This is a genomic window from Lentzea sp. NEAU-D7 (assembly GCF_026242055.1).
In the GTDB taxonomy this organism is placed as follows: domain Bacteria; phylum Actinomycetota; class Actinomycetes; order Mycobacteriales; family Pseudonocardiaceae; genus Lentzea.
In genome coordinates this window covers 58246-82827 of record NZ_JAPJDL010000017.1, presented here as the reverse complement: position 1 = coordinate 82827, position 24582 = coordinate 58246, and the positions used below count along the sequence as shown (strand labels likewise).

The following is a 24582-nucleotide window of genomic DNA, read 5'->3' as shown; positions in this document are numbered from 1 at the left end:
AGTGCCGTCGCCGCTATCGGACGACGGTTCGTCGTTGGTTCGCGGTGCCGCGCCGAGCAAGGGCCTGTCGTCGGCGCACCGAGCCATGACGGAGGCCGTGCCGCTGCGGCCGTTACCCGCGCCCGTCGAGGACTTGCTGACCGAGCTGCAGGCGCCGCCGCGTCTGGTCGCACATCTGCGGGCAGTGCACGACGTGGCCTGCGAACTCATCACCTGGATCGAGCGCCACCACCCGTCGGTCGCCGTCGACCGGGACGCGGTCCTGTACGGCGCGGCCACCCACGACATCGGCAAGGTGTTGCACCCCAACGAGTTGTCCGGTCCGGGCTCGGCCCACGAGCCGGCGGGCCACGCGCTGCTGCGAGAGCGCGGCGTCGAGGAGCGGCTGGCTCGGTTCGCGCGGACGCACGCGTCGTGGACCACGCCGGGCATCAGCCTGGAGGAGCTGCTGGTCAGCCTGGCGGACAAGGTGTGGAAGGCCAAGCGCGTCCCGGACCTGGAGCAGCTGGTGACCGAACGCCTGGCGAGCGCCACCGGCCACGAGCCGTGGGAGGTGTTCATGGCGCTGGACGACGAGCTCGACCGGATCGCGTCGGGCTCCGACGCGCGCCTGGCGTTCCAGTCGAGCTATCCGGTCGCGGTGTGAGGCGGCGGCGCGAGGAACGTGGTCGGCGGTATGAGGCCGGCGGGTGAGGAGCAGGGCTCGCGGTGTGAGGCTGCTGGTGTGAGGAGCAGGGCTCGCGGTGTGAGGCTGCTGGTGTGAGAAGCAGGGTTCGCGATGTGAGGCGGCGGCCGACGGAGCTGGCGGTCTGGCCGCCGCGGTGGCGGCGGACGAGGTGCAGGCCGAGGCCGGCGGCGTGGGAGACGTGGCCGGCGGTGTGAGGCTGGCAGGTGAGGAACGTGGCTGGCGATGTGAGGCCGACGGTGCGAGAAGCGTGACTGGCGGTGCGAGAAGCGTGACTGGCGGGTGAGGACGTGGCTGGCGTTGTAAGGCTGGCGGGCGAGGACGTGGCCGGCGATGTGAGGCTGGCGGCGTGAGACACGCAGCGGGCGGTGTGACGAACACGGCGGGCGGTGTGACCAACACGATGGGCGGTGTGACGAACGTTGCCAGCGGTGCGAGGCGAGTGGCCGACCCGCGTGCTCCCTCCTTCTGTCGCGGCGAAGATGACCATGGTTTCGTGACATCCACTAGACGGTGTGAGGCGTGGATCAGGACGAGGTTCACCCGTCCGGGTGGCGAAACCGGCCGCGCCACGTAGCGTCTCAACTGTCGAACCTGCCGCACGCGAGGGCCGTTCCGGTGGAGACTCTTCCCGGGCGCGCCCGGCGTGGCGGGGCCCAACATCGAGCAAGCCCGAACGAGAGCGGCACAGTCGCGCTCATGAACAGGTAACGGAGTCGTAGTCGTGAACGCGGAGAAGTCCGGCATCGAAGTCGCCGTGGTGACCGGGCTGTCCGGTGCGGGCCGCAGCACCGCGGCCAAGTGCCTGGAGGACCTCGGCTGGTTCGTCGTGGACAACCTGCCCCCGGAACTCATCGCCACCATGGTCGAGCTCGGCGCCCAGGCGCGCGGGGCGATCACCAGGGTCGCGGTCGTCATGGACGTGCGCAGCCGCGCGTTCACCGAGGACCTGGCCTCCATCATCAAGGACCTCGACGCGCGCGGGTACAAGCCGCGCGTGCTGTTCCTCGAGGCCACCGACGCCGTGCTGATCCGGCGCTTCGAGGCGGTGCGGCGCGGTCACCCCATGCAGGGGGACGGGCGGCTGCAGGACGGCATCGAGGCCGAGCGGATCCTGCTGACGCCGCTCAAGCAGGAAGCCGACCTCGTGGTCGACACGTCGGCGTTGAGCATCCACCAGCTGCGGTCCAAGATCGAGGACAGCTTCGGCAGCGAGGCGGCCAGCCGGACCAGGGTCACGGTGCTGAGCTTCGGGTACAAGTACGGGCTGCCGATGGACGCCGACCTCGTCATGGACGTGCGGTTCCTGCCGAACCCGTTCTGGATCCCGGAGCTCCGGGAGCAGACGGGGCTCGATGGTGAGGTGCGCAACTACGTGCTGTCCCAGGAGGGCGCGGACGAGTTCCTTGATCGGTACCACGAGTTGCTCAGGCTCATCGGTGCCGGCTACCGGCGCGAGGGCAAGCGCTACCTGACGCTCGCGATCGGGTGCACCGGTGGCAAGCACCGCAGTGTCGCCCTGAGCGAAGAGCTGGCCGGGCGGCTGGCCAGCGAGGACGGCACGGCCGTGAAGGTCGTGCACAGGGATCTGGGACGTGAGTGACGAAGTTGAAAGCTGTTGCTTTGGGTGGCGGTCACGGGCTGCACGCGACGCTGAGCGCGTTGAAGCAGGTCACCGACGACGTGACGGCCGTGGTGACGGTCGCGGACGACGGCGGGTCCTCCGGGCGGCTCCGGCGTGAGCTGTCCGACCTGCTGCCGCCCGGTGATCTGCGCAAGGCCATGGCGGCGCTGGCGGGGGACGACGAGGCCAGCCGGCGGTGGACGTCGCTGTTCAAGCACCGCTTCGGCGGCACCGGGGCGCTCGCGGGGCACGCGGTCGGCAACCTGGTGATCGCCGGGCTGCTCGAGCAGCTCGGCGACCCCGTCGCCGTGCTCGACCTCACCAGCAGGCTGCTCGGCGTCAAGGGCCGGGTGCTGCCCATGTCGAACGATCCGCTCGACATCGAGGCGGACGTCGTGGGGCTGGACGAGGACGAGACCGACGTGCGGCGCATCCGGGGGCAGGTCGCCATCGCGACCACGCCCGGGCTGGTGCAGCGCATCCGGTTGACTGCCCCGAACGGGCGACCTGCCGGCTGTCCGGAAGCGGTACAGGCTGTACTTGACGCCGATGTCGTGGTACTCGGACCTGGATCGTGGTTCACCAGCGTCTTGCCGCATCTGCTCGTGCCCGAACTGCACGACGCGCTCGTGCACACGCGGGCCAGGAAGGTGCTCGTGCTCAATCTCGTCCCCCAACCGGGTGAAACCGCTGGTTTCTCTCCGGAGCGGCATTTGGACGTAGTCTGCGAGCACGCACCCGAGCTGAAGGTGGACGCGGTGATCGCCGACGTCGACTCGGTCCCCACCCCGGACCGGTTGACGCGAGCCGCCTCGGCACTGGGTGCGCGTACGCATCTGGCCAAGATCGCCGCACCGGACGCCGCAGAGCGGCATGATCCGGAGGCACTTGCCGGTTGCCTGAGGCAGGTGGTCGTGGAGACCGGAGTGGGAGGGACTGGCCAGTGGCGATGACGTCGGCGGTCAAGGACGAGCTGAGCAGGCTCGCGGTATCCAAGACCTGTTGCCGCCGCGCGGAGGTGTCCTCCCTGCTCAGGTTCGCCGGCGGCCTGCACATCGTGTCCGGCCGGGTCGTCGTCGAGGCCGAGCTCGACCTGGGTTCCGCGGCCCGCAGGCTGCTCAAGGAGATCCAGGCGCTCTACGGCCACCACGCCGAGGTGTTCACGATCCAGTCGAACGGACTGCGCAAGGGCACCCGGTACGTCGTCCGCGTGGTCAAGGACGGCGAGGGCCTGGCCCGGCAGACCGGTCTGCTCGACCCGCGCGGCCGCCCGGTGCGCGGCCTGCCCGCGCCGGTCGTGTCCGGTGGCGTGTGCGACGCCGAGGCCGCGTGGCGCGGTGCCTTCCTGGCGCACGGCTCGCTGACCGAACCCGGTCGCAGCTCGTCGCTGGAGATCACCTGCCCCGGCCCCGAGGCGGCGCTCGCACTCGTCGGCGCGGCGCGCAGGATGGGCATCTCGTCCAAGTCGCGCGAGGTCCGCGGGGCCGAGCGCGTGGTGATAAGGGACGGCGACGCCATCGGGGCGATGCTGACCAAGCTCGGCGCGCACGACAGCGTGATGGCGTGGGAAGAGCGCCGCATGCGGCGTGAGGTCCGCGCGACCGCGAACAGGCTGGCGAACTTCGACGACGCGAACCTGCGCCGCTCGGCCCGTGCGGCCGTCGCGGCGGCCGCACGGGTGGCGCGCGCGTTGGAGATCCTCGGGCCGGAGGCACCGGACCACCTGGCCGCCGCCGGGCAGCTGCGCCTCGCGCACCGCCAGGCGTCGCTGGAGGAACTGGGCCAGCTGTCGGACCCGCAGATGACCAAGGACGCGGTGGCAGGCCGTATAAGGCGTCTGCTGGCCATGGCGGACAAGCGGGCCAAGGACCTGGGCCTGCCGGACACCGAGTCCGCGGTCACGGCCGAGATGCTCGAGGCAGAGGTCTAGGACGAAGCAAAGCAAATGGCCCGCAGCCGATCGGCTGCGGGCCATTTGCTTTGCAGGTCGTGTGCAGACGGTTTGCAGACGGTTTGCAGGTCAGCATCAGATCGTTTTCCCAGCAAGCAGGAAACACCAACAGCCTGGGGAAACTCATGAATCGCTTGACCGGAATCCTGGCCGCGCTCACCATCTCGTCGTTGTCCTTCGGTCTTGTCGGGACCGGTACGGCGCACGCTGCCAACGCGCTGCCGTGCACCTCGGCCGGACCTTCGTCAGCGGACGCCGCTGACGCCGCGGCACTCAATCCGCAGCTGGCGAAGAAGATGCGCGGCCACATGACCGCCTACAACACCTCCTGCGCCCGTGCGGTGGTGCAACGGGTGAAAGCACGCGGCTTCAACGAGAGAGCCGCGGCCATCGCGATCTCGACGACCATCGTCGAGAGCAGCAACGCCAACCTGGACGGCGGCGACCTCGACTCGGTCGGCCTGTTCCAGCAGCGGGCGAGCTGGGGCAGCTTCGCCGAGCGGACGAACCCCGCGATCGCGACGGACAAGTTCCTCGACACCATGGTTCGCTTCTACCCGAACGGATCCTGGAACAACGCGGACATCGGTGCCGTGGCAGCGGACGTGCAGCGGCCGCGCGAGGACCTCCGTTACAAGTACGGCGTCGAGGCACCCGACGCGGTCAAGATCGCGAACCACCTCTGGGGAGGTGGCGGTGGCGGAACGCCGTTCGGCAAGGCGGACGTGGTGCGGTTCAACGCTGACGGCACGCTCACCGGCTGGCAGAACAACGACGCCTTCAGCGGTTCCTGGTATGCACCACAGGGCATCGGCGGCACCGGTCCAGTGGAGCCGGCACGGCTGAAGTTCGGTGATCTCAACGGGGACGGTCGTGAGGACCTGGTCCGCGTCAACGCCGATGGCACGCTGACGGGCTGGCAGAACAACAACGCGCTGGCCGGTTCGTGGTTCGCGCCCTCGACCATCGGCGGCGTCGGCTCCGTCGAGCCGAAGCAGCTGCGGCTCGCCGACCTCAACGGCGACCACAAGGCCGATCTCATCAAGATCGACGCTGACGGCGCGCTCACCGCCTGGCAGAACAACGACGCCCTCGGTGGTTCCTGGCACGCGCCGGTGAACATCGGCGGCACCGGCGCGGTCGACCCGGCCCAGCTGCGCTTCGCCGACCTCAACGCGGACGGCAAGGCCGATCTGATCAGGGTCAACGCTGACGGCACGCTGACGGGCTGGCAGAACAGCAACGCGCTGGCCGGTTCGTGGTTCGCGCCGTCGACCATCGGCGGCGTAGGGGCCGACGGTGTCACGGGTGTCCGGTTCGCCGACCTCAACGCGGACGGCAAGGCCGACGTGATCAAGGTCAACGGCGACGGCACGTTGACCGCGTGGCGCAACAGCAATGCGCTCGCCGGTTCGTGGTTCGCACCGTCGACCATCGGCGGCGTCGGCATCAACGAGACCGACCGCGTCGACTTCGCAGAGCTCGGCTGAGCAATCCCGCACCTCACTCGGACAAGGAGAACCACCATGACGCTCACTCGCGCCCTCAGCCGGGTCGCCACGACCTTGCTCTCCGCCGCCGTCCTCGGCCCGTTGCTGCTCATCGGCCAGGCCCAGGCCGCCACGGGCGCCGACATCGCCAACCTGGCCAACGCCAACGAGGGGAAGATGGCCTGCAGCACCAACAGCTTGGGAGGCAGGTACTACTACAGCAGCTGCACCGGTTTCAGCGGGCTCCCCGAGTACTGGTGCGCTGACTTCGCCAAGTGGGTCTGGGCGAACGTCGGAGGCATCAGCGTGAACGGCCTCGATCCCGGCGCCCGCAGCTTCTACCGGTACGGACTCAACAACGGCTCACTCACCGACACCCCTCACGTCGGTGACGCCGCGGTCTTCAGCCCGAACAACTCGGTCAGCAACGTCCAGCATGTCGCGATCGTCGTCGCGGTCAACTCCAACGGCACGGTCCGCGTCCAGAACGGCAACTGGGACGGCGGTTCCGGCGACCAGCCGACCACCTCCGGCAGGTCCCGCGTGGTGCCGACGACGATCAACGCCACGACCGGCACCTACTCGGCGAGCGAGGGCTACTACCTCGTGAAGTACGTCCGCCCGGTCGGGATCAGCGACGCGCCGCCGCCCCCGCAGTTCGGCAAGGCCGACGTCGTGCGGTTCAACGACGGAGGAACGCTGACCGGCTGGCAGAACTTCGACGCCCTGGCCGGTTCGTGGTTCGCGCCGGAGGGCATCGGCGGTGTCGGCTCGGTGGAGGCGTCGCGGGTGAAGTACGGCGACCTGGACGGTGACGGCAAGGAAGATGTCGTCCGCGTCAACGCCGACGGCACGCTGACCGGCTGGCAGAACGGCAACGCCCTCACCGGCTCGTGGCACGCGCCGTCGACCATCGGTGGCGTCGGCGACGTCGACCCGAAGCAGCTGCGGCTGGCCGATCTCAACGGTGACAAGCGCGCGGACCTGGTCAAGATCGGCACGGACGGCTCGCTGACCGCGTGGCTGAACAACAACGCGCTGGCAGGATCCTGGCACGCGCCGGTCAACGTCGGCGGCACCGGTCCGGTCGACCCGGCTCAGCTGCGCTTCGCCGACCTCAACGCGGACCGCAAGGCCGATCTGATCAAGGTCAACGCTGACGGCACGCTCGTCGCGTGGCAGAACAACAACGCCTTCGCCGGCTCGTGGTACGCGCCGTCGACCATCGGTGGGGTCGGCGCCGGTCCGATCGCCGGCGTCAAGTTCGCCGACCTCAACGCGGACGGCAAGGCGGAGGTGATCAAGGTTGCCGGGGACGGCCTGCTGACGGCGTGGCAGAACAACAACGCGCTGGCGGGTTCGTGGCACGCCCCGTCGAACATCGGTGGTGTCGGCACCGTCGACCCCGAGCGGGTCGAGTTCCCCGACCTCGGCTGATCTGAACCACTCCGGAGGCCCGCACCTGGCGATCAGGTGCGGGCCTTCAGTGCGTCTGGCGGCCCGCCCACACGGCGAGCTGGGCCCGCGACCGCAGCCCCAGCTTCGACCGCGCCCTGGTGACGTGCCGGGCGACGGTGTGCGGCGAGATGCCGAGCCGCTGGCCGATCTGCCGGTTCGTCAGCCCTTCCGCCACCAGCGTCGCCACGTGCAGCTCGCGGGCGGAGACCAGCTCGTCGTCCTCGGCGTGCGGTTGCGCGGTCAGGGCGTAGGAGATGGCCTGCGCCAGCGACATCCGCTCGCCCGTCGACTCGGCGGCGCGCAGCCGCCCGGCCGCGATCCGCTCGCGGCAGACCGCGCGCGCCTCGTCCAGCAGGGCCTGCCAGTACGGTTCGGCGCGGAAGTCGTAGCGGGTGCGGACGGCGGAGGCCGACACGAGCAGGGACAGGGCGCGTTCGTCGTCTGAACCCTCGCCGACCAGGCCCAGCGCGAGCCCCTCCAGGTCGTAGTACTGGTCCATCGGGTGTTCGGAACCCACCTCGAGGCTCTCGCGGAACAGGCCGATGGCCTCGGCGTAGTTCCTGTGCGCCAACGCGATCGCACCCGCGGTGTGCAGGACCGGGTTCAGCATGTGCGGCAGGCCGATCAGCCGGGTCAGCGTCACCGCCTCGCGGACCAGCGGGGCCGCCCGGTCCGCGAAGCCGTGCTGCACCAGCGTCCAGCCGTAGGAGTTCAGCAGGATGGCGCGCGCGAGCTTGTCGTCCGACTCCTGCAGCAGCGCGGCGGCCTCGCCGAACAGCCGCCAGGCCCGCTCCGGGTCACCGGTGTGGGCCTCGGCGGACGCGAGCACCTCCAGTGCGCGGGCAGTCGTGCCGGGACGGCGGGCGTCGGCGCGTTCGATCGCCAGCGACTCCTCGGCGAACCGGCGGGTCACGTGCCAGCCGCCGCGCACCCGGTGGTGCATCGCCGCCAGGACCGCCAGAACGCTGCGGTACGCCCGCGGCATCGGCCGGGACAGCGCCTGGTGCAGCAGTTCGGTGGGGGCGCCGCGAGGGCCGCGCGGGGTCGACGTCCAGGCCGTCGCGACGATCGCGAGCGCGTGCCGCGACCAGTCGCCCGTCTGCGCCGTGCGGGTCACGGCCAGGTCGAGCAGGCCGACGTTGCGGTCCAGGCGCAGCACGACGGGCGGCGACGGGAAGAACGACGAGATCTCCGGCTCGACTACCGAACACACCCATTCGACGACACGGTCGGCCACGAGAGAGAGTTCCGCGTGCGCGACAGCGCGCTCGTAGCAGTAGAGACGGACCGATTCGAGCTGGCGGAACGTCGTGTGGCCACCGGCCCGGTCGACCACCAGCAACGACTTCTGCTCGAGACCGGTCAGCAGGTCCAGGGCGTCGGGGACACCGCAGACCGCGCTCGCCACGCCGAGGTCGAACGGCACGCCCAGGACGGCGAGCCGCCGCGACGCCGCCTGCTCCTCCTCGGACAGCAGGTCGTAGCTCCAGCCGATCGCCGTCCGCAGCGTGCGGTGCCGGTCCTCGGCGGCGCGCGGCCCCGCGGTGAGCAAGGCGAGGCGGTCGCCCAGCCGGGCGACGATGTCGGCGGGGGAGAGCACGGTGATGCGCCGCGCGGCCAGTTCGATCGCCAGCGGCATGCCGTCGAGGGCACGGCACACGGCGACGACGTCGGCGACGTTCGCGGCGTCCACCTCGAACGAGCGGTCCACCGAGATCGCGCGGTCGCGGAAGAGGACCACGGCGTCGTACCGCCTGGCCTCGGCCACGTCGGCCTCGACCGGGGGCAGCTCCAGCTCGCCCACCGCGAAGACCTGTTCCCCGGCAAGGCGAAGAGGCTCGCGCGACGTCACCAGGACGCGCAGCCGCGGGCAGCACGCCAGCAGCTCCGACACCACGTCGGCGACGTCCGCCAGCAGGTGCTCGCAGTTGTCCAGCACGAGCAGCGGGCGCCGGTGCCGCTCGATCTCGGCGATCACCGCGTCGCGCACCGAGCGGTTCGGCAGCGGGTGCGCGCCGACCGCGGTGTAGATCGCCTGGACGGCGTCGGACACCGGTGCCAGCGCCGCCCACCACGTCCGGTCGGCACGCCTGCTCACGTGCTGGAGCGCCAGCCTGGTCTTGCCGGCACCCGCCGGGCCGACCAGCGAGACGAGGCGGTCCGCGCCCAGCCGCGCCAGCGAGGCCAGCTCCTCGCGGCGGCCCACGAACGTGTCCAGCGGAGCCGGGAGAGCCGGGTCCCGCGGGGAGTCGTCGCGGGCCGAGCTGCGTTCGCGGTACGCGCGCTGACGGCAGGCGTTGGAGCAGTAGCGCCGGCCCGCGGCCGCCTCGGTGAGCGGGTTTCCACATGTCACGCAGGCGGCGGTGGCGGCCGTCATGACCATTGACCGTACCGGCGCGTAACGGTCCGTAACACCCGCTGATTCGGGGTATTGATCGGTCCTTCCGGACGTCGTCAGGATCGGTCCATGACAGCGCAGAGCAGACCGGCGGAACCGGCGGCGTCGCTCGTGCCGCCCCAGGACCGCCCCGTCGTCGACGAGTGGCTCGCCCGGATCAACGCCGTGGTCGGCGGGCACGCGCAGGAGACCGGTCCGGAGGCGTGCCGCACGGCGGCGGAGGCCGCGGAGGAGCTGAGCGCGTACCTCTGGATGCTCCGCGCGGTGCACCGCCGAACGGCCTAGTCGGAGCAGGTTTTTCTGGTTCGATCCAGAGATACTCACTATCCCTGTGACCAGGGACGCAGTTCGGCAGATAGGGTGGGCTTGTTCCTACCAAGCTGAACGCAAGGAGTCAGTCGTGACGGTTCGTGTAGGTGTCAACGGTTTCGGTCGCATCGGGCGCAATTTCTTCCGCGCCGTGAGGGCCGGCGGCCACGACATCGAGATCGTCGCGTTCAACGACCTCGGTGACGTCGCCACGATGGCGCACCTGCTGAAGTACGACAGCATCCTCGGTCGTCTGGACGCCGACGTGCAGGTCACCGACGAGGGAATCTCCGTCGACGGCAAGGTCATCAAGGCCCTCGCCGAGCGCAACCCGGGCGCTCTGCCCTGGAAGGACCTCGGCGTCGACGTCGTGGTCGAGTCGACCGGTTTCTTCACCGACGCCACCAAGGCCCGTGCGCACGTGGACGAGGGCGGCGCCAAGAAGGTCATCATCTCCGCGCCGGCCAAGAACGAGGACCTCACCGTCGTCATCGGCGCGAACGAGGAGAAGTTCGACGGTTCGCAGACGATCATCTCGAACGCGTCCTGCACCACGAACTGCCTCGCGCCGCTGGCCAAGGTGCTGAACGACAGCTTCGGCATCGAGCAGGGCCTCATGACCACGATCCACGCGTACACGCAGGACCAGAACCTGCAGGACGCGCCGCACAGCGACCTCCGCCGTGCCCGCGCCGCCGCGCTGAACATCGTCCCGACCTCCACGGGCGCCGCGAAGGCCATCGGCCTGGTGCTGCCGGAGCTCAAGGGCAAGCTGGACGGCTACGCGCTGCGCGTGCCGATCCCCACCGGCTCGGCCACCGACCTGACCGTCACGCTCAAGCGCGAGGTCACCGTCGACGAGATCAACGCCGCGTACAAGGCCGCCGCCGAGGGCCCCCTGGCCGGCATCCTCAAGTACTCGACGGACCCGATCGTGTCGGCCGACATCGTCACCGACCCGCACTCGTGCATCTACGACGCGCCGCTGACCAAGGTCATCGGCAACCAGGTCAAGGTCGTCGGCTGGTACGACAACGAGTGGGGCTACTCCAACCGCCTCGCGGACCTGGTCAAGCTCGTCGCCTCCAAGATCTGAGCAGGGACGGGAAGTCAGTGAAGACTCTCAGCGACCTGCTCGCCGAGGGTGTCGCGGGTCGGCGCGTCCTGGTGCGCGCCGACCTGAACGTCCCCCTCGACGGAGACAAGATCACCGACGACGGCCGCGTGCGCGCGTCGGTGCCGACGATCAAGGCACTCGCCGACGCGGGTGCCCGCGTGGTCGTCACCGCTCACCTCGGCCGTCCCAAGGGCGAGCCGGACCCCGAGTTCTCCCTGGCCCCGGCCGCCGCTCGCCTCGGTGAGCTGCTCGGCACCGAGGTCGCGCTCGCGAGCGACGTCGTCGGCCCGTCCGCCACGACCGTGGTCGGCGCGCTCACCGACGGTGGCGTCGTGATGCTGGAGAACGTCCGCTTCGACGCCCGCGAGACCTCCAAGGACGACGCGGAGCGTTCGGCGCTGGCCGACGAGCTCGCGGCCTTCGCGGACGCGTTCGTGTCCGACGGTTTCGGCGTCGTGCACCGCAAGCAGGCCTCGGTCTACGACGTGGCGCAGAAGCTGCCCGCGTACGTCGGCGGTCTCGTGGAGACCGAGCTCGGCGTGCTGCGCAAGCTCACCGACGACCTGGAGCGCCCGTACGTCGTGGTGCTCGGCGGCGCGAAGGTGTCCGACAAGCTCGGCGTCATCGCGAACCTGCTGGCCAAGGTCGACCGGCTGCTCATCGGCGGCGGCATGGCGTACACGTTCCTCAAGGCCCAGGGCCACGAGGTCGGCACGTCGCTGCTGCAGGAGGACCAGCTCGACCAGGTGAAGGGTTTCCTCGCCGAGGCCGAGAAGCGCGGCGTCGAGCTCGTGCTGCCGGTCGACGTGCTCGTCACGGCCGAGTTCGGCAACGTCGAGCACGACGTCGTCGGCACCGACTCGATCCCCGCCGGCAAGATGGGCCTCGACATCGGCCCGAAGTCGCGCGAGCTGTTCGCGTCGAAGCTCGCCGACGCCAGGACGGTGTTCTGGAACGGCCCGATGGGCGTCTTCGAGATCGAGACCTACGCCGGCGGCACCCGTGCCGTCGCCGAGGCGCTCGTGAAGTCCGACGCCTTCACCGTCGTCGGCGGTGGGGACTCGGCCGCCGCGGTGCGTGCGCTGGGTCTTCCCGAGGACGGCTTCTCGCACATCTCCACCGGTGGTGGCGCGTCTCTGGAGTTCCTGGAAGGCAAGGAACTCCCCGGCATCAGCGTTTTGGAGTCCTGATGGCAGCCCGGCTCCCGCTCATCGCGGGCAACTGGAAGATGAACCTCAACCACCTCGAGGCCATCGGTCTCGTGCAGAAGATCGCTTTCTCCCTCCCGGAGAAGTACTTCGCCAAGGTCGAGGTCGCCGTTCTTCCCCCGTTCGTCGACATCCGCAGCATCCAGACGCTGGTCGACGGTGACAAGCTGCTGATCAAGTACGGCGCGCAGGACATCTCGCAGCACGACTCCGGTGCCTACACCGGTGAGGTCTCCGGCCCGATGATCAAGAAGCTCGGCTGCCACTACGTGGTCGTCGGGCACTCCGAGCGGCGCGAGTACCACGGCGAGACGGACGCCATCGTCAACGCCAAGGTCAAGGCGGCGCTGAAGGTCGAGGTCACCCCGATCTTCTGCTTCGGCGAGAAGCTCGACGTCCGCGAGGCCAAGGGTCACCTGGAGCTGGTGCGCCAGCAGCTCGAGGACGGCCTCAAGGGCTTCACGGCCGAGCAGGTCGCCAAGATCGTGTTCGCCTACGAGCCGGTGTGGGCCATCGGCACCGGCCGCACCGCGTCGTCCGCGGACGCGCAGGAGGTGTGCTCGCTGGTCCGTTCGTTCGTGGCGGAGAAGTACGGCGAGGAGACCGCGGCGGTCGTCCGGGTGCTCTACGGCGGTTCGGTCAAGTCGTCGAACATCGGTGAGCTCATCGCGCAGAAGGACATCGACGGCGCCCTGGTGGGCGGTGCCAGCCTTCAGGCCGACGAATTCACCAAGCTGTGCGCATTGGCTGCCGGCGGGCCTCTACCCTAAGTTGATCTGGCTAAACCCATAACCCCACTGGTTGCACACGTTCGGCAGTCGAACAGGTACTCTATGGCGTCGGCTGCCTGACAGCGAGGAAGAAATGATCCTGTTCCTGCAGATCCTGTTGATCGTCTCCAGCGTGCTGCTGGTGCTGCTCGTGCTCTTGCACCGCGGCCGTGGTGGCGGCCTTTCTTCGCTGTTCGGCGGCGGTATGCAGTCGAGTCTGTCCGGTTCCTCCGTGGTCGAGAAGAACCTCGACCGCCTGACGCTCTTCGTCGGCGCGGTCTGGGTCATCGCCATCGTGGGCATCGGGCTGCTGATCAAGCTCCCCGGAGCCTGATCAACCGTTCAGCGGCAGAAGCCTTCAGGGGCTTGGGGTAACCACTTGGTGGGGGTGTAACGGTCGATGTCCGGTGGTAACGCGATTCGCGGTACCCGCGTCGGCGCAGGCCCGATGGGTGAATCGGAGCGCGGCGAGTCCGCGCCCCGTCGTCGGGTGTCGTACTGGTGCGCGAACGGTCACGAGTCCCGGCCTTCCTTCGCGGTCGACGCGGAGGTTCCGGAGAACTGGGACTGCCCGCGCTGCGGCCTGCCGGCAGGTCGTGACGAGCAGACGCCACCCGCGCCTCCGCGCAACGAGCCGTACAAGACGCACCTTGCGTACGTGAAGGAGCGGCGCTCCGACGCGGACGGCGAGGCGATCCTCGAAGAGGCTCTCGCCAAGCTGCGCCGCCAGCGCGAAGAGCCTTAAGGCTCAGATCTTCGGTGATCACGCGAAAGGCCCCCTCTACTGCGGAGAGGGGGCCTTTCGCGTTTCTCGCTATCGCCTGAGGCCGGAGAACTGACGGCGCAGCATCGCGGCACCCACGAGCAGGAAGAACAACAGCACCACGAGCGTGCTGGTCGTGCCGCCGGACGAGCTCGACAGCGTCACGTCCACGTTGCCCACGAGCACGATGCCGCACTCCGCGCGCACCTTGTGGCGGCCGGGCTCGATGTTCGAGAACCGCACGGGCGAGCGGAACTCGCCGTTCTCGTCGGCCGTGGTCCGGCCGACGTCCTGGCCCAGCGACCTCAGCGTCACGCTCGCGCCCTTGGGGCAGCCGGTGCCGGTCGCGGTCAGGTCGTCGCCGGGCTGGATGTTGTCCTTGTCGAGGACCAGGACGCCGTCACCGGGGTTGGTCAGCGCGTCGGTCGTCGAGGACGACGGGGTCGACGAGTCCGTCGTCGTGGTGGTGGTCGTCGTGGTCGTCACCGGGGGAGTCGTGGTGGTCGTGATGACCGGGGGACGGGTCGTCACGGGCGGGTTGGTCACCGGCGGGTTGGTGACGGGCGGCTGCGTGGTGACGGGCGGCCGAGTCGTGGTGACCGGAGGCGGCGGAGTCACGGTGAACTGGTTGCGCGCGAGGTGCTGGCACTCGTCGCTCGCGGTGAAGGTGTAGGTGCCGACCTTGCTTCCGGCCGGGATGGTCGCGGTGACCGAACCGTTAGCCGACCACGGCGCGGTGGCCAGTACGCTTCCGGCCCAGCCGATGCGAACAGTGCCCTTGCACCTGTAGAAGCCTGACCAGGTGAATGTCGCGGTGGAGCCCGCGGGACCGCTGGTCGGGTTCGCGGTCACCGACGTCTGCTGCTGTGCGGCCGCAGGTGTGGCGACCAGCACCGTAACACCGGCTGCTACAGCCACGAGTAGACCTAAAGACCGCATTCCAACTCCCCGGATCAGAACCTAAGGTGCGCTAGTGAGACGTCGCATGGCCGGTGCAGGTTTACTGCTGTGGTGCGGAATTATGCTGCTTCCCTCCACGGCCTCCGCACAGGACGGGTCTGTGATCCTCGAGGCCGATGTGGACGGTAGGCCGGTTGGAGTAGGGACCCTGGTGCTGGACCCGTCGCAGACCGCCAAGGTCTCGATCACGGTCCGCAACAACACGGACACCCTGCAGCGAGTGAAGACCGTGCGGATCAGCGGCACCGCGCTGGCGTTGACCTTCTTCTCCTACGACACAACGGTTCCGTTCGACGTGCCGGCGAAGTCCTCCGAGACGCGGTCGTTCCCGCTGGAGCCGACCGACCTCGGCTCGCAGGCGATCGGTCTCCTCCCGGTCACGGTCGAGGTCATCGACGTCCAGCGCGAGAGCATCGCGTCCGTGGAGACGACCGGGGACGTCAAGGGCTCGCTCTGGTCGGTCTACGGGGCGTTCGGGCTGGGCGTGCTCGTGCTGACGGCGTTGTCGTGGGCGGGCGCGCTGATCGCGCTGGCGCGCCGGCGGCTGCCCGCGAACCGGTGGCAGCGGGCCATGCGGTTCCTGCCCGCCGGCATCGGGACCGGGCTGGTCGCGGTCATCTCGCTGTCGGTGCTGCGGCTCGTGGCGCCGTCGCCCACGGCCGAGATCCCGTTCATCGTCGGCGCCGCGGCGGCCGCGTTCGTTCTTGGCTACGTGACACCGCATCCGGGCGAGAAGCCACCGTCCTCAATGGATGCGGACACCGTGAGGATCCAGAGGTGACACTGTCCAGTGTGGTCGCCGCCCTGCCGCAGTACGCCGTCGGCGACCAGATCGGCGAGGGCGGCATGGGTGTCGTCTACGGCGGTGTGCACCGCCGGCTCGGGCGTCCTGTCGCGATCAAACGGCTGCCGCACGCCGTGGCGGAAGACCCGAGGATGAGCGAGCGCTTCGAGCACGAGGCGCGGCTGCTGGCCCGCCTCGACCACCCGCACATCGTCCCGGTCTACGACTACGTCCGGCAGCAGGGCGAGCACCTGCTGGTGATGGAACGCCTCGACGGCGGCACGGTCTGGTCGCGGTTCTCCGGTGACGGCCTGACGGCGCAGCAGTCGTGCGGCATCGTGCTGGCGGCGCTGTCCGGGCTGCACGCGGCGCACGAGGCCGGGGTGCTGCACCTCGACGTGAAGCCGAAGAACCTGCTCTTCACCTCGAACGGCGTGGTGAAGGTGGCGGACTTCGGCATCTCCCAGGTGGTGTCGGAGGGCGCGACCCTCGTGACGCACGGTGGCGCGGTGCTCGGCACGCCCGCCTACATCGCGCCGGAACAGGCGATGGGCAACGCCCTGTCGCCCGCGGCCGACGTCTACGCGACCGGCACGATGCTGTACGAGCTGCTCTGCGGCGACCTGCCGTTCGAACGTGGTGGCGGCCCGATCGCGATGATCCAGAAGCGGGTGTTCCAGGACCCGCGGCCGTTGCCGAACGTGCCGGAACCCCTGGCCGGCGTGGTCATGCGCAGCATCGCGCGGGAGCCCGACGCGCGCTACCGCAACGCCGAGACGTTCGCGGTCGACCTCGCCGGTGCGGCTGGCCACCTGTTCGGGCCGGACTGGCTCGTGCGCCTGGGCATCCCCGTGCACCTCGCACCGCAGGTGTCGGCGTCCTCCACACGTCCGTCGCTGCGGCCCGTGCCGGAACGCGAGACGGTCACGCTCACGGGACAGCGCATCCGGGCCACGCTGGTCGACCCGGTTCCCGCCGCGCGCCTGAGCGGCAGCAGCACGCTGGTGCCGGCCTCGCAGGTGATCAAGCCGCCGTCGACGCCGTGGGCGTTGTGGCTGGTGGCCGCGCTCGCGTTGATCGCGATGGCCGTGGTGCCGTTCGTGGCGACCGGCACCCCGCCCGCGACGACCGTCACGATGGACCTCGCGGACCCCGTGAAGGTCGACGGCACGCATCTCGTCGTGACGGCGGCCGGGATCCCGCTCGCGGACGTGCCGCAGCGCGGGCCCGAGGGCTTCGTGCTGCCGGGCGCGGCGCGGTGGATCATCGGCGGCGTCGTGACGGCCCAGGTCGACGAGCAGCCGCCGTTCCTGCTGGAGTCCAGCCAGACGCCGTGGCTGAGCCTCATGGGCACCGGGTCGGCGTTGCTGCTGCTGTTCACGTTCGCGTACCTGGAGTCGAACCTGCGGGCGTTGCGGCGGCGGCAGACCGGCATGGCGGCGGTGATCGCGTCGGTGCCGCTCGGTCTCGGACTCGGGCTGTCCGTGTGGCTGCTGGTGTCGGTGTTGCTCAAGCACGAGCCGACGATGTCCATCGCACTCACGTGCGGTGTGCTCGGTGCGGCGGCGGCGCTGAGCGCGTCACTGGCCTCCAAGCGAGCCTGACGGCGTTCGAAAGCGACAATCCGACCCCTGACCTGCGTTCTCGAAGAAGCAGTGCTTCTTCGGGCAACCAGGCAGGGGGAACGATGATCAGTCGGAAGGTGTTGCTGAAGGCCGTCGCCGGTGCCGCGGCGCTGGCGACCATCGGGGGCGGCACGGCGGCAGCGGCGCCGCGCAAGCGCGGTGGCGTCTGCTACGACACCGGCGTGCTGCACGCGGCAGGGGAACCGCTGAGCCGCGTGCGCTGGAGCCGTCCGCAGCTGGAGCGGGAGATCCGGCTGATCGCGGACGACCTGCGCTGCCCGTCGATCACCGCGTTCGGCAGCGATCTCGGCCGCCTCGCCGAGACGACGGACGCGGCGGTGCGCCGCGGCATGCGGGTCTTTGTGCAGCCGAGGCTCTACGACCACCCTCAAGAACAGATCCTGGAGCACCTGGCGGAGGCCGCGCGCACGGCGGAGCGCAAGCGGCACGGCGACGACATCACGTTCGTCACCGGCTGCGAGCACTTCCTCTTCACGCCGGGCATCATCCCCGGCGACACGTTCCTCGACCGGATCGAGCACATGCCGTCGATCACGGACTGGCCCGCGGTGGTCCGGCGCTTCCGCGAGTTCCTGGCGAAGGCCGTCGAGGTCGCGCGCCGGGAGTTCCGCGGCCGCGTCACCTACGGCGCGGCGGCGGGCGCGGACGCGCGGTGGACCGACTGGTCGTTGTTCGACCTCGTCGGGCTCGACTACTACACGTACTTCGAGACCGATGCCGAATACGCCGCTGACCTGGACGAATACCGGCGCTGGGGCAAGCCGCTGATGATCCTGGAGCACGGCTGCTGCACGTTCACGGGTGCGGCGAAGGCCGGTGGTATGGGCTGGGACGTCGTCGACCACGAAGCCGACCCGCCCGTGGTCAAGCCCGGCTTCGAGCGGAACGAACGCGAGCAGACCGACTACATCGCCCGCATGCTGCGCGTGTTCGCCGCACAGCCCGATGTCGAGGGATCACACCTGTACTCGGTCATCACGCCGGACTCGCCGCACCACCCGACGTGCCGCGATCGTGACTACGACATGGCCTCGTACAGCCTGTTGCGCACGATCCGTGAGCGGTTCGACGACGAGAACTCGCCCTACCGGCTGGAGCCCAAGAAGTCCTTCCACGCCTTCCAGCGCTTCAATCGGTGATGACGCGTTCCCTCGGGAACGTCGCCGACACCAGGAAGCCGCCGTCCTCGGTCGGTCCCGCCGAGAACTCGCCACCGAGCAGCGTGGCGCGCTCGCGCAGGCCGACCAGGCCGTGACCTCCGCTGGGCAGCGTCGACGACGGGCTGGACGCGGCGGTGTTGCGCACCTCGACCAGCACGTTGTCGTCGTACTGGGCGTCGATGAACACCGTCGCGCTCGCGCCCACGGCGTGCTTGCGGATGTTCGTCAGGGCCTCCTGCACCGTCCGGTAGACGGCGCCGGACACCGGTGCGGAGAGGTCCTCGACGGGGCCCTTGAGCTGGATGGTGACCTCGAAGCCCGCGTCGGCGGCCAGTTCCGGCAGCTCGTCGAGGCTCGGCTGGTTGTCGTCCGTGGTGCGCAGGACGGACACGAGCTGACGCAGCTCGTCGAGCGTGCGCGTCGACAACATGCGGATGGTGCCGGCGACCTGCTTGTGCTCGGCGTCGGCCACGGCCATGCGGAGCGCACCCGCCTGCATCGCGATGAGACTGACCTGGTGCGACACCACGTCGTGCATCTCGCGGGCGAGCTTCGCCCGTTCGTCGGCACGGATGGCGTGCGCGTGGAGCACGCGCTCTCTCTCTCGCGACTCGGCCAGTTCGGAGATGCGGTCGGAGAGCTCCTGACGCGCGTGCACCAGCAGGCCGATCGCGATCGGCAGGCCCGCTACCAGGAAGCCGTAGATCGCCGAGTGGAAGTGCCCTGACGCGGGCCGTTCGATCAGCTCCTCGAACGGCCAGGCGACGAACCGGCAGAGCCACACCAGCGCGGCCGCGAGGCCCGTCTGCCAGCCGCCGATGTAGCGGCGGGCGACCGTGTAGAGGGCGATCATCGCGGCGAGCTGCGACCAGCCGACGAAGAAGCCGGGGATGGTCAGGACCAGCGTGAGGAACGGGAACCGCCGGCGCAGGACCAGAGCGCCGACCGCCAGCCAGTTGAGCCACAGCTGGTAGTTCTCGATCGGCGGGAGGTCCGTGATCGGGTCGGCTTCGAGCCACAGCCCGTACAGCCAGACGTCGAGCGCGGCGAAGAAGAGCAACGCGAGGTCGGCGAGGACCTGACGGTAGTCGCCACTGAGCGGCCAGCGTGAACCGGCCGCGGTAGTCGCCGGCCGTCTGGCCGGGAGCAGCGTCGTGGTCAGTATCCGACCTCCCCTGTGAGCCTTGCGATCCTCACCGTACTGCGCGTATGCGGCGGATGGCATTGGCTGCCCCTTTACCCCGACCTGCCCCGTCATGGGGGTAAGACGCCGTCACACGCGAATCTGTACGGCTGTCGCCTCACATATGTGCTACCGCACACGCTCGTGCGAGCGCGTGCGGTAGTCACAGCACTACTAGGGGCATGTCTTCCAGCTGAACTGGTAGGTCGTGTCGATGGCACCGTCCGTGGAGTCCATCGACACGAAACTGGTCGTCGTGGCCGTGTTGGACGTGCCGGGGTAGACGCGGAGCTCGGTGTTGATGTTGAAGTTCCGCTTCTCGCCGCACGGTGAGTAGACGATCGCGGCGAGCTCCGTCTGGTCGGTGGCCTGCCAGTCGTCGCTGTGCGGGCCGTTGTACCGGTGTGAGGCCGAGTCGTTCTGCGACATGCCCTGGAAGTAGTAGTTGGCCTTCTGGATCGCGTACGCCCCTCTTTCCAGGTGGGCGAAGCCTCTGTAGTCGGCCTGGGCGATGCCGTAGGTGAAGCCCTGCGGGACGTTCACCCGCAGGTTGAGCTGGCAGTTCTTGCGGAAGTCGGTCGGCCGTGCGCCGACGCCGACCTGGGCCAGGTAGTCGCTGTAGGTGACGGTGAACGCCTTGTTGTCCTCGGACACCGCGACGGCCGCGGTGCCCGCCGGGCAACCGGAGCCGTTGACCGTGACGATGTCGATGGTGATGTGGTCGGGCGGCGGCGTCTCGCCGGGCGCGCCGGGCGGGATGATGATGGCCGAGGTCAGCAGGGCAGCGGCAACCGCGTTGAGCATGAGGCACCTTTCCGAACGCATCTCGCGGGGAGAGTGGCGGCGGTGGGGACTTCGATGGCGGCGGCCTTTTCAGGGAATCAGCAGCGCTTCCACGAGAAGTGGTGCAGGGTGCGCACTTCTCCACGCTGGTAGTCCATCGTCATCAAACTGTTCGCATTGGCGTCCGAGGTACCCTTGTCGACCCGCAGGGCGCTGTTGACGTTGAGATTCTTCTTCTCCCCGCACGGCGCCCAGACGATCTCGGAGAACTCGGTGCGGTGGGTGATCGACCAGTTGTCGTCGAACGGCCCGTTGAACGTGTGCTTCCAGGTGGTCGTGGCCGATTGCCCCTGGAAGTAGTAATTCACCGACTGGTACCCGATGGCGCCGGGCTTGAGGTGCCCGTAGCCGCCGTAGGTCGCTTCCGCGATGCCGTACGAGAAGCCCTGCGGGACGTTGACCTGCAACGTCAGTTGGCAGTTCTTCCGGAAGTCGGTCGCACCGGCACCCTTGCCCGCCTGGGCCAGGTAGTCGCTGTAGATCACCCAGAACGAGGTGTTGTCCGGTGAGACGACCACTTCGGCGGTGCCGTGCTTGCAGCCGGAACCGTTCACCGTCACCACGTCGATCGTCACGCGCTCCGAAGGAATCGTCGAGGCGTGCGCGGGTGCTGACGACAATGTGAACAGCGCGGCCAGAGCGGCTGCTGCCGTCGCTTTACGCATGAAGTTGGCCTTTCCTGGTGCCTCTTTCTCAGCGTGGAGCGGCAGCGGTGCCGCGAAGGTTAGCGCAGAGCCTCAACCAATGGTGTGACCCAAATGGCCCAGGTCACACTGATGGAGCAGTTCGTGAACGATTGCCAAAAATAGACCGCGACCTGGTGCTGAGGACACGAATAGTTTCCGGCATACTTGCCCGCATGTCGCTGGCTGGGCTGGTGCTCGTCGTCGAGGACGAGGACCCCGTGCGTAGGTACACCGTGAGCCTGCTCGAGGAGCTGGGCTTCACCGTTCTGCAGGCCATCGACGGCATCGAGGCGATCGCGGTCCTGCGCGAGCGGTCCGCCGAGATCGGCGTGATGCTGCTCGACCACAGCATGCCGGGCCTGTCCGGCGAGGAGGTGCTCGCCGAGCTCAAGCGCGAGGGCCTGACCGTGCCGGTGGTGCTGACCAGCGGCTACGACCGCACGTCGCTGGAGCGGCGGTTCTCGGCGCACGAGATCGCCGGCTACCTGCAGAAGCCGTTCCGGCTGGAGACGCTGGACGAGACGATCCGCGCCGTGCTCGCCGACCGCGCTCAGGCCTCCTGAGCCAGCACCTCGCGGACGCGTTCGAGCAGCACCGACTCCACGTACGGCTTGGTGATCAGCACCTCGTCGTCGAGGACCTCGTCGGTCGTGTAGCCGGACATGTAGATCACCGCGGGCGCGGCACCGGTCGAGCGCAGCAGCCGGACGAGCTCGGGGCCGCCCATCTTCGGCATCACGACGTCGGTGAGCACGAGGTCGATGGTGCTGCGGTGCGCGGTGGCGAGCTGCAGCGCCTCCTGACCGTCTCCCGCCTCGATCACCGCGTAGCCCGCGATCTCCAGCGAGCGCCGCGTCATGACCCGCACCTGCGCGTCGTCCTCCACGAGCAGCACGGTGCCCGCACCTCGGTGCGTGGTGGGGCGGCGCGCACACGGCGCCTCAGGCCTGCCGTCGCGTTCGTGCGGCACGGGCAGATAGACCTCCACGGTCGTGCCCTCGCCCGGCGCGCTCTTCAGTTCGATCTGCCCGCCGGACTGCTGCACGATGCCGAACACCGTGGACAGGCCGAGGCCGGTGCCCTTGCCGACCGGCTTGGTGGTGAAGTACGGCTCGAACACCTGCGCCTGCACGTCCGGGGCCATGCCGGCGCCCGTGTCCTGGACGCGCATGACGACGTACTCGCCGGGCCGCACGCCGACGATCCGGCCGGTGTCACCGCTGCCGAGCGTCCTGCTCGCGATCGAGATCGTCAGCGTGCCGCCGTCGGGCATGGCGTCGCGGGAGTTGACCGCGAGGTTGAACAGGATCTGCTCGACCTGGCCCGCGTCCGCCCACACCTGGGCGACGCCGTCGGGCAGGTGCATCTCCAGTTCGATGTGGTCGCCGACGAGCGTGCGCAGCATCGAGTGGACCTGCGTGAGGTTGTGCTTGAGGTCCAAGGACTCCGGGTGCAGGACCTGCTGGCGGGTGAACGCGAGCAGCTGCCTCGTCAGGTTCGCGGCCCGTTCCCCGGCGTGCCGGATGTCCTCGATCGCCGTGCGCCTCGGATCGTCCTGAAGGGTGCGCCGCAGCAGCATCTCGCTGTTGCCGTTCACGACCGTGAGGATGTTGTTGAAGTCGTGCGCGATGCCACCGGTCAACCGGCCGATGGCCTCCATCTTCTGCGCGTGCCGCAACTGCGCCTCGGTCTCGCCGACGCGTTCTTCGAGCCGTGCGCGTGCGTCCTTCAGCTCCTGCATCAGCCTGATGCTGCGCAACGCGCTGCTGAGCTGCTGCTGCACGGCCTCGTAGATCCAGCCGGGCTCCGGACCCTCCTCGAAGATCACGTACCCGAGGTGGTCCTCGTCGGTGTGGAGCGGGGCGATCAGGGCGTTGAACGGGGTGTTCCGCCGGAACCGGTACGGCGTCAGGTTGATGGTGGGGAACGGGGTGTCCGGCGGCGTCGTGAGTTCGCCGTGCTCATACCGGACGAGCGCGCGCGCCGTGCCTGGGGTGTCGTACGCCATGATGTGGCAGCCGGGGATGCCGAGGCGGGGGAGTTCGTCGGCCAATGCGCTCGTCAGCTCGTCCACGTCCCGTGACGCGATGAGCCGTTGCCCTGCTTCACGCACCGTCTGGTCGTGACGCTCGTGCGACAGGTACTTGAACCGTGCGTTCGCGGCGAACGCATCGCCCAGGAGCAACTGCACGCGCAGCCACAGGTCGTTGATGATCGTCGCGTCGCTGATGCGGGCCGTCACGAACCGATGCAGGTCGAACAGCGGCGGCCACCACTGCGCCGGTTCGCACCCTGCGCGCGCGCTCCCGCGGATGTACTCCGCCAGCAACTTCAGGAACTCCGCGCCCTCGACCTCGCCGCGGCCCGCCGCCATGAGCTCGACCACCAGCTGCTCGGCCCACCCGTCCGGGAGCGTCGCGGCGGACTGCCCGAGCGAGTCGCGCAGGTGGTCGGCGACGGTGGCCGCGGTCGCGGACTCGTTGATGCTCAGCCGGTCGTGCGCGGGCGCGTGGTCGCCGAGCCCGGACGGCAGGCAGCCGCACGACCGGCGCACGATCAGCTCGGTCGGCATGGTCTGCCGCTGGCGCGTGGGCTCGCCCCTCACCAGCGCCACCGCGAGTTCGGCCGCCCGGAACCCCATCTCGTGGAACGGCGCCCTGACTGTCGTGAACGCGGGCGTCGCCGCGTCGGCGTGCAGCTCCCGCCGCACCCTCGACGCCAGGCTTCCCGGGCTGTGACCGAGGTCGTGCGTGCGGACGTTCGTGTGGTTGCCGTACCCGACGACGGCGACGTCCTCCGGTGTGCGGAAACCCAGCTCCTCCAGCGCGGACACGACCCCGATCGCGTAGTCGTCGTTCGCGGCGGCGATGGCGTCCGGTGGTTCCTCGAGCCGCGCGAGCAGCTTGCGCACGGACTCGGCGGCGCGGTTGGGTTCCCAGATGAACGAACCCGGCATCGTGACGAGCGCGGGATCGAACGGGATTCCGTGGTTGCGCAACGAATCCGCGTAGCCCAGGAACCGCTCTCGGGCGCCGGCATGCGTTTGCGGCCCCCGGACGAACGCGATCCGGCGCTTGCCGTGCACCTCGATGAGGTGGTCGACGGCCTGCTTCATGCCGTCACGGTTGTCCATCAGGATCGTTGGCCACTGGGCAAGGCTTGTCTCGACGCTCACGATGGGCATGGGCGCGTACCGCTTCACGTACTCCTGCATGCCCTCGGAGCCGATGAGCTGCCCCACGCGCGTAGTCCACACCACGAGCGCATCGATGCGGTTCGGCGAAATGAGGTCGTAAACCGTGTTCGCACGACGCTTGAGCGGATCCGGATGATCCAGTTCACTGCCCACGAAGCACACGAGGTCGCACCCGAGCCGCTGGGCCCCGTCGCTGACACCACGCCACTGCTCGCCCGCGAGCTCGATGAGCGGGCCAGCGGTGATCATCCCGATGGTGGGACGTCGCTTCGCACTGCCGTTTGCCACAAAACCCCCGCTACTCAACGCGATTGGGGATGATACGCGTTGTCGGGGGGAATGCCTGCCGTG

The 24582-nt window shown here is 69.3% G+C and carries 22 protein-coding genes; 16 read left to right on the top strand and 6 right to left on the bottom strand.

Annotated elements, in window-relative coordinates; genetic code table 11:
- Positions 1 to 34: 34 nt before the first annotated feature.
- From ORI60_RS29945 to ORI60_RS29920, 6 genes are all read left to right on the top strand, one after another.
- Positions 35 to 646, top strand: a complete 612-nt coding sequence (locus ORI60_RS29945; protein WP_266041345.1) for an HD domain-containing protein — start codon at positions 35 to 37, stop codon at positions 644 to 646.
- A 784-nt stretch (positions 647 to 1430) separates the two neighbouring features.
- Positions 1431 to 2288, top strand: a complete 858-nt coding sequence (gene rapZ / locus ORI60_RS29940; protein WP_416234516.1) for an RNase adapter RapZ — start codon at positions 1431 to 1433, stop codon at positions 2286 to 2288.
- Positions 2289 to 2293: 5 nt separating this feature from the next.
- Positions 2294 to 3262: a gluconeogenesis factor YvcK family protein gene (locus tag ORI60_RS29935; RefSeq protein ID WP_266041473.1), complete on the top strand. Its 969-nt coding sequence runs from the start codon at positions 2294 to 2296 to the stop codon at positions 3260 to 3262.
- On the top strand, positions 3253 to 4239 hold the full coding sequence (gene whiA / locus ORI60_RS29930) for a DNA-binding protein WhiA (protein WP_030478101.1): 987 nt from the start codon (positions 3253 to 3255) through the stop codon (positions 4237 to 4239). The genes ORI60_RS29935 and whiA overlap by 10 nt, the downstream gene beginning before the upstream one ends.
- Positions 4240 to 4385: 146 nt before the next feature.
- On the top strand, positions 4386 to 5750 hold the full coding sequence (locus tag ORI60_RS29925) for an FG-GAP-like repeat-containing protein (protein ID WP_266041343.1): 1365 nt from the start codon (positions 4386 to 4388) through the stop codon (positions 5748 to 5750).
- Between the two features lie 36 nt (positions 5751 to 5786).
- Positions 5787 to 7187, top strand: coding sequence for an FG-GAP-like repeat-containing protein (locus ORI60_RS29920; protein WP_266041342.1), 1401 nt, complete (start codon positions 5787 to 5789; stop codon positions 7185 to 7187).
- A gap of 46 nt (positions 7188 to 7233) precedes the next feature.
- Here ORI60_RS29920 and ORI60_RS29915 read toward each other — a convergent pair whose 3' ends face one another.
- Complete coding sequence (locus tag ORI60_RS29915) at positions 7234 to 9585, bottom strand: ATP-binding protein (protein WP_266041341.1); 2352 nt, start codon at positions 9583 to 9585, stop codon at positions 7234 to 7236.
- Between the two features lie 90 nt (positions 9586 to 9675).
- Between ORI60_RS29915 and ORI60_RS29910 the strand changes: the two genes are divergently transcribed.
- The 6 genes from ORI60_RS29910 to ORI60_RS29885 all read left to right on the top strand — a co-directional run bounded on the left by ORI60_RS29910 (position 9676) and on the right by ORI60_RS29885 (position 13755).
- Entirely contained in the window at positions 9676 to 9891 is a 216-nt protein-coding gene (locus ORI60_RS29910; RefSeq protein ID WP_266041340.1) for a hypothetical protein, read from the top strand.
- A 115-nt stretch (positions 9892 to 10006) separates the two neighbouring features.
- Entirely contained in the window at positions 10007 to 11011 is a 1005-nt protein-coding gene (gene gap, locus ORI60_RS29905) for a type I glyceraldehyde-3-phosphate dehydrogenase (RefSeq protein WP_090105218.1), read from the top strand.
- Between the two features lie 17 nt (positions 11012 to 11028).
- Positions 11029 to 12222, top strand: a complete 1194-nt coding sequence (locus tag ORI60_RS29900; RefSeq protein ID WP_266041339.1) for a phosphoglycerate kinase — start codon at positions 11029 to 11031, stop codon at positions 12220 to 12222.
- Complete coding sequence (tpiA, locus tag ORI60_RS29895) at positions 12222 to 13010, top strand: triose-phosphate isomerase (RefSeq protein ID WP_266041338.1); 789 nt, start codon at positions 12222 to 12224, stop codon at positions 13008 to 13010. The genes ORI60_RS29900 and tpiA overlap by 1 nt, the downstream gene beginning before the upstream one ends.
- 94 nt (positions 13011 to 13104) lie before the next feature.
- Complete coding sequence (secG, locus tag ORI60_RS29890) at positions 13105 to 13344, top strand: preprotein translocase subunit SecG (protein WP_089958273.1); 240 nt, start codon at positions 13105 to 13107, stop codon at positions 13342 to 13344.
- A 66-nt stretch (positions 13345 to 13410) separates the two neighbouring features.
- The gene (locus ORI60_RS29885) at positions 13411 to 13755 is read left to right on the top strand and encodes an RNA polymerase-binding protein RbpA (protein ID WP_030470277.1); all 345 of its coding nucleotides are present in this window, start codon (positions 13411 to 13413) and stop codon (positions 13753 to 13755) included.
- A gap of 69 nt (positions 13756 to 13824) precedes the next feature.
- On the opposite strand, the gene ORI60_RS29880 is transcribed toward ORI60_RS29885, so the two are convergent.
- Complete coding sequence (locus tag ORI60_RS29880) at positions 13825 to 14691, bottom strand: hypothetical protein (RefSeq protein WP_266041337.1); 867 nt, start codon at positions 14689 to 14691, stop codon at positions 13825 to 13827.
- A gap of 193 nt (positions 14692 to 14884) precedes the next feature.
- On the opposite strand from ORI60_RS29880, the gene ORI60_RS29875 reads away from it, so the two are divergent.
- The 3 genes from ORI60_RS29875 to ORI60_RS29865 all read left to right on the top strand — a co-directional run bounded on the left by ORI60_RS29875 (position 14885) and on the right by ORI60_RS29865 (position 18302).
- Positions 14885 to 15514, top strand: a complete 630-nt coding sequence (locus tag ORI60_RS29875; protein WP_266041336.1) for a hypothetical protein — start codon at positions 14885 to 14887, stop codon at positions 15512 to 15514.
- Positions 15511 to 17121 carry a serine/threonine-protein kinase gene (locus ORI60_RS29870; RefSeq protein ID WP_266041335.1) on the top strand — a complete coding sequence of 537 codons (1611 nt, stop codon included), beginning with the start codon at positions 15511 to 15513 and terminating at the stop codon, positions 17119 to 17121. The genes ORI60_RS29875 and ORI60_RS29870 overlap by 4 nt, the downstream gene beginning before the upstream one ends.
- Positions 17122 to 17204: 83 nt before the next feature.
- Complete coding sequence (locus ORI60_RS29865; RefSeq protein WP_266041334.1) at positions 17205 to 18302, top strand: hypothetical protein; 1098 nt, start codon at positions 17205 to 17207, stop codon at positions 18300 to 18302.
- On the opposite strand, the gene ORI60_RS29860 is transcribed toward ORI60_RS29865, so the two are convergent.
- From ORI60_RS29860 to ORI60_RS29850, 3 genes are all read right to left on the bottom strand, one after another.
- The gene (locus ORI60_RS29860) at positions 18292 to 19548 is read right to left on the bottom strand and encodes a sensor histidine kinase (RefSeq protein ID WP_266041333.1); all 1257 of its coding nucleotides are present in this window, start codon (positions 19546 to 19548) and stop codon (positions 18292 to 18294) included. The genes ORI60_RS29865 and ORI60_RS29860 overlap by 11 nt on opposite strands.
- 132 nt (positions 19549 to 19680) lie before the next feature.
- Positions 19681 to 20310 carry a DUF4360 domain-containing protein gene (locus ORI60_RS29855; RefSeq protein WP_266041332.1) on the bottom strand — a complete coding sequence of 210 codons (630 nt, stop codon included), beginning with the start codon at positions 20308 to 20310 and terminating at the stop codon, positions 19681 to 19683.
- 77 nt (positions 20311 to 20387) lie between these two features.
- A complete protein-coding gene (locus ORI60_RS29850) occupies positions 20388 to 21014 on the bottom strand; it encodes a DUF4360 domain-containing protein (RefSeq protein WP_266041331.1) in 627 nt (208 codons plus the stop codon).
- Between the two features lie 194 nt (positions 21015 to 21208).
- Here ORI60_RS29850 and ORI60_RS29845 point away from each other — a divergent pair, with 194 nt between their 5' ends.
- Positions 21209 to 21598: a response regulator gene (locus tag ORI60_RS29845; protein WP_266041330.1), complete on the top strand. Its 390-nt coding sequence runs from the start codon at positions 21209 to 21211 to the stop codon at positions 21596 to 21598.
- Here the strand turns inward: ORI60_RS29845 and ORI60_RS29840 are convergent.
- Positions 21586 to 24480, bottom strand: coding sequence for a substrate-binding domain-containing protein (locus tag ORI60_RS29840; RefSeq protein WP_266041329.1), 2895 nt, complete (start codon positions 24478 to 24480; stop codon positions 21586 to 21588). The genes ORI60_RS29845 and ORI60_RS29840 overlap by 13 nt on opposite strands.
- Between the last annotated feature and the right edge of the window lie 102 nt (positions 24481 to 24582).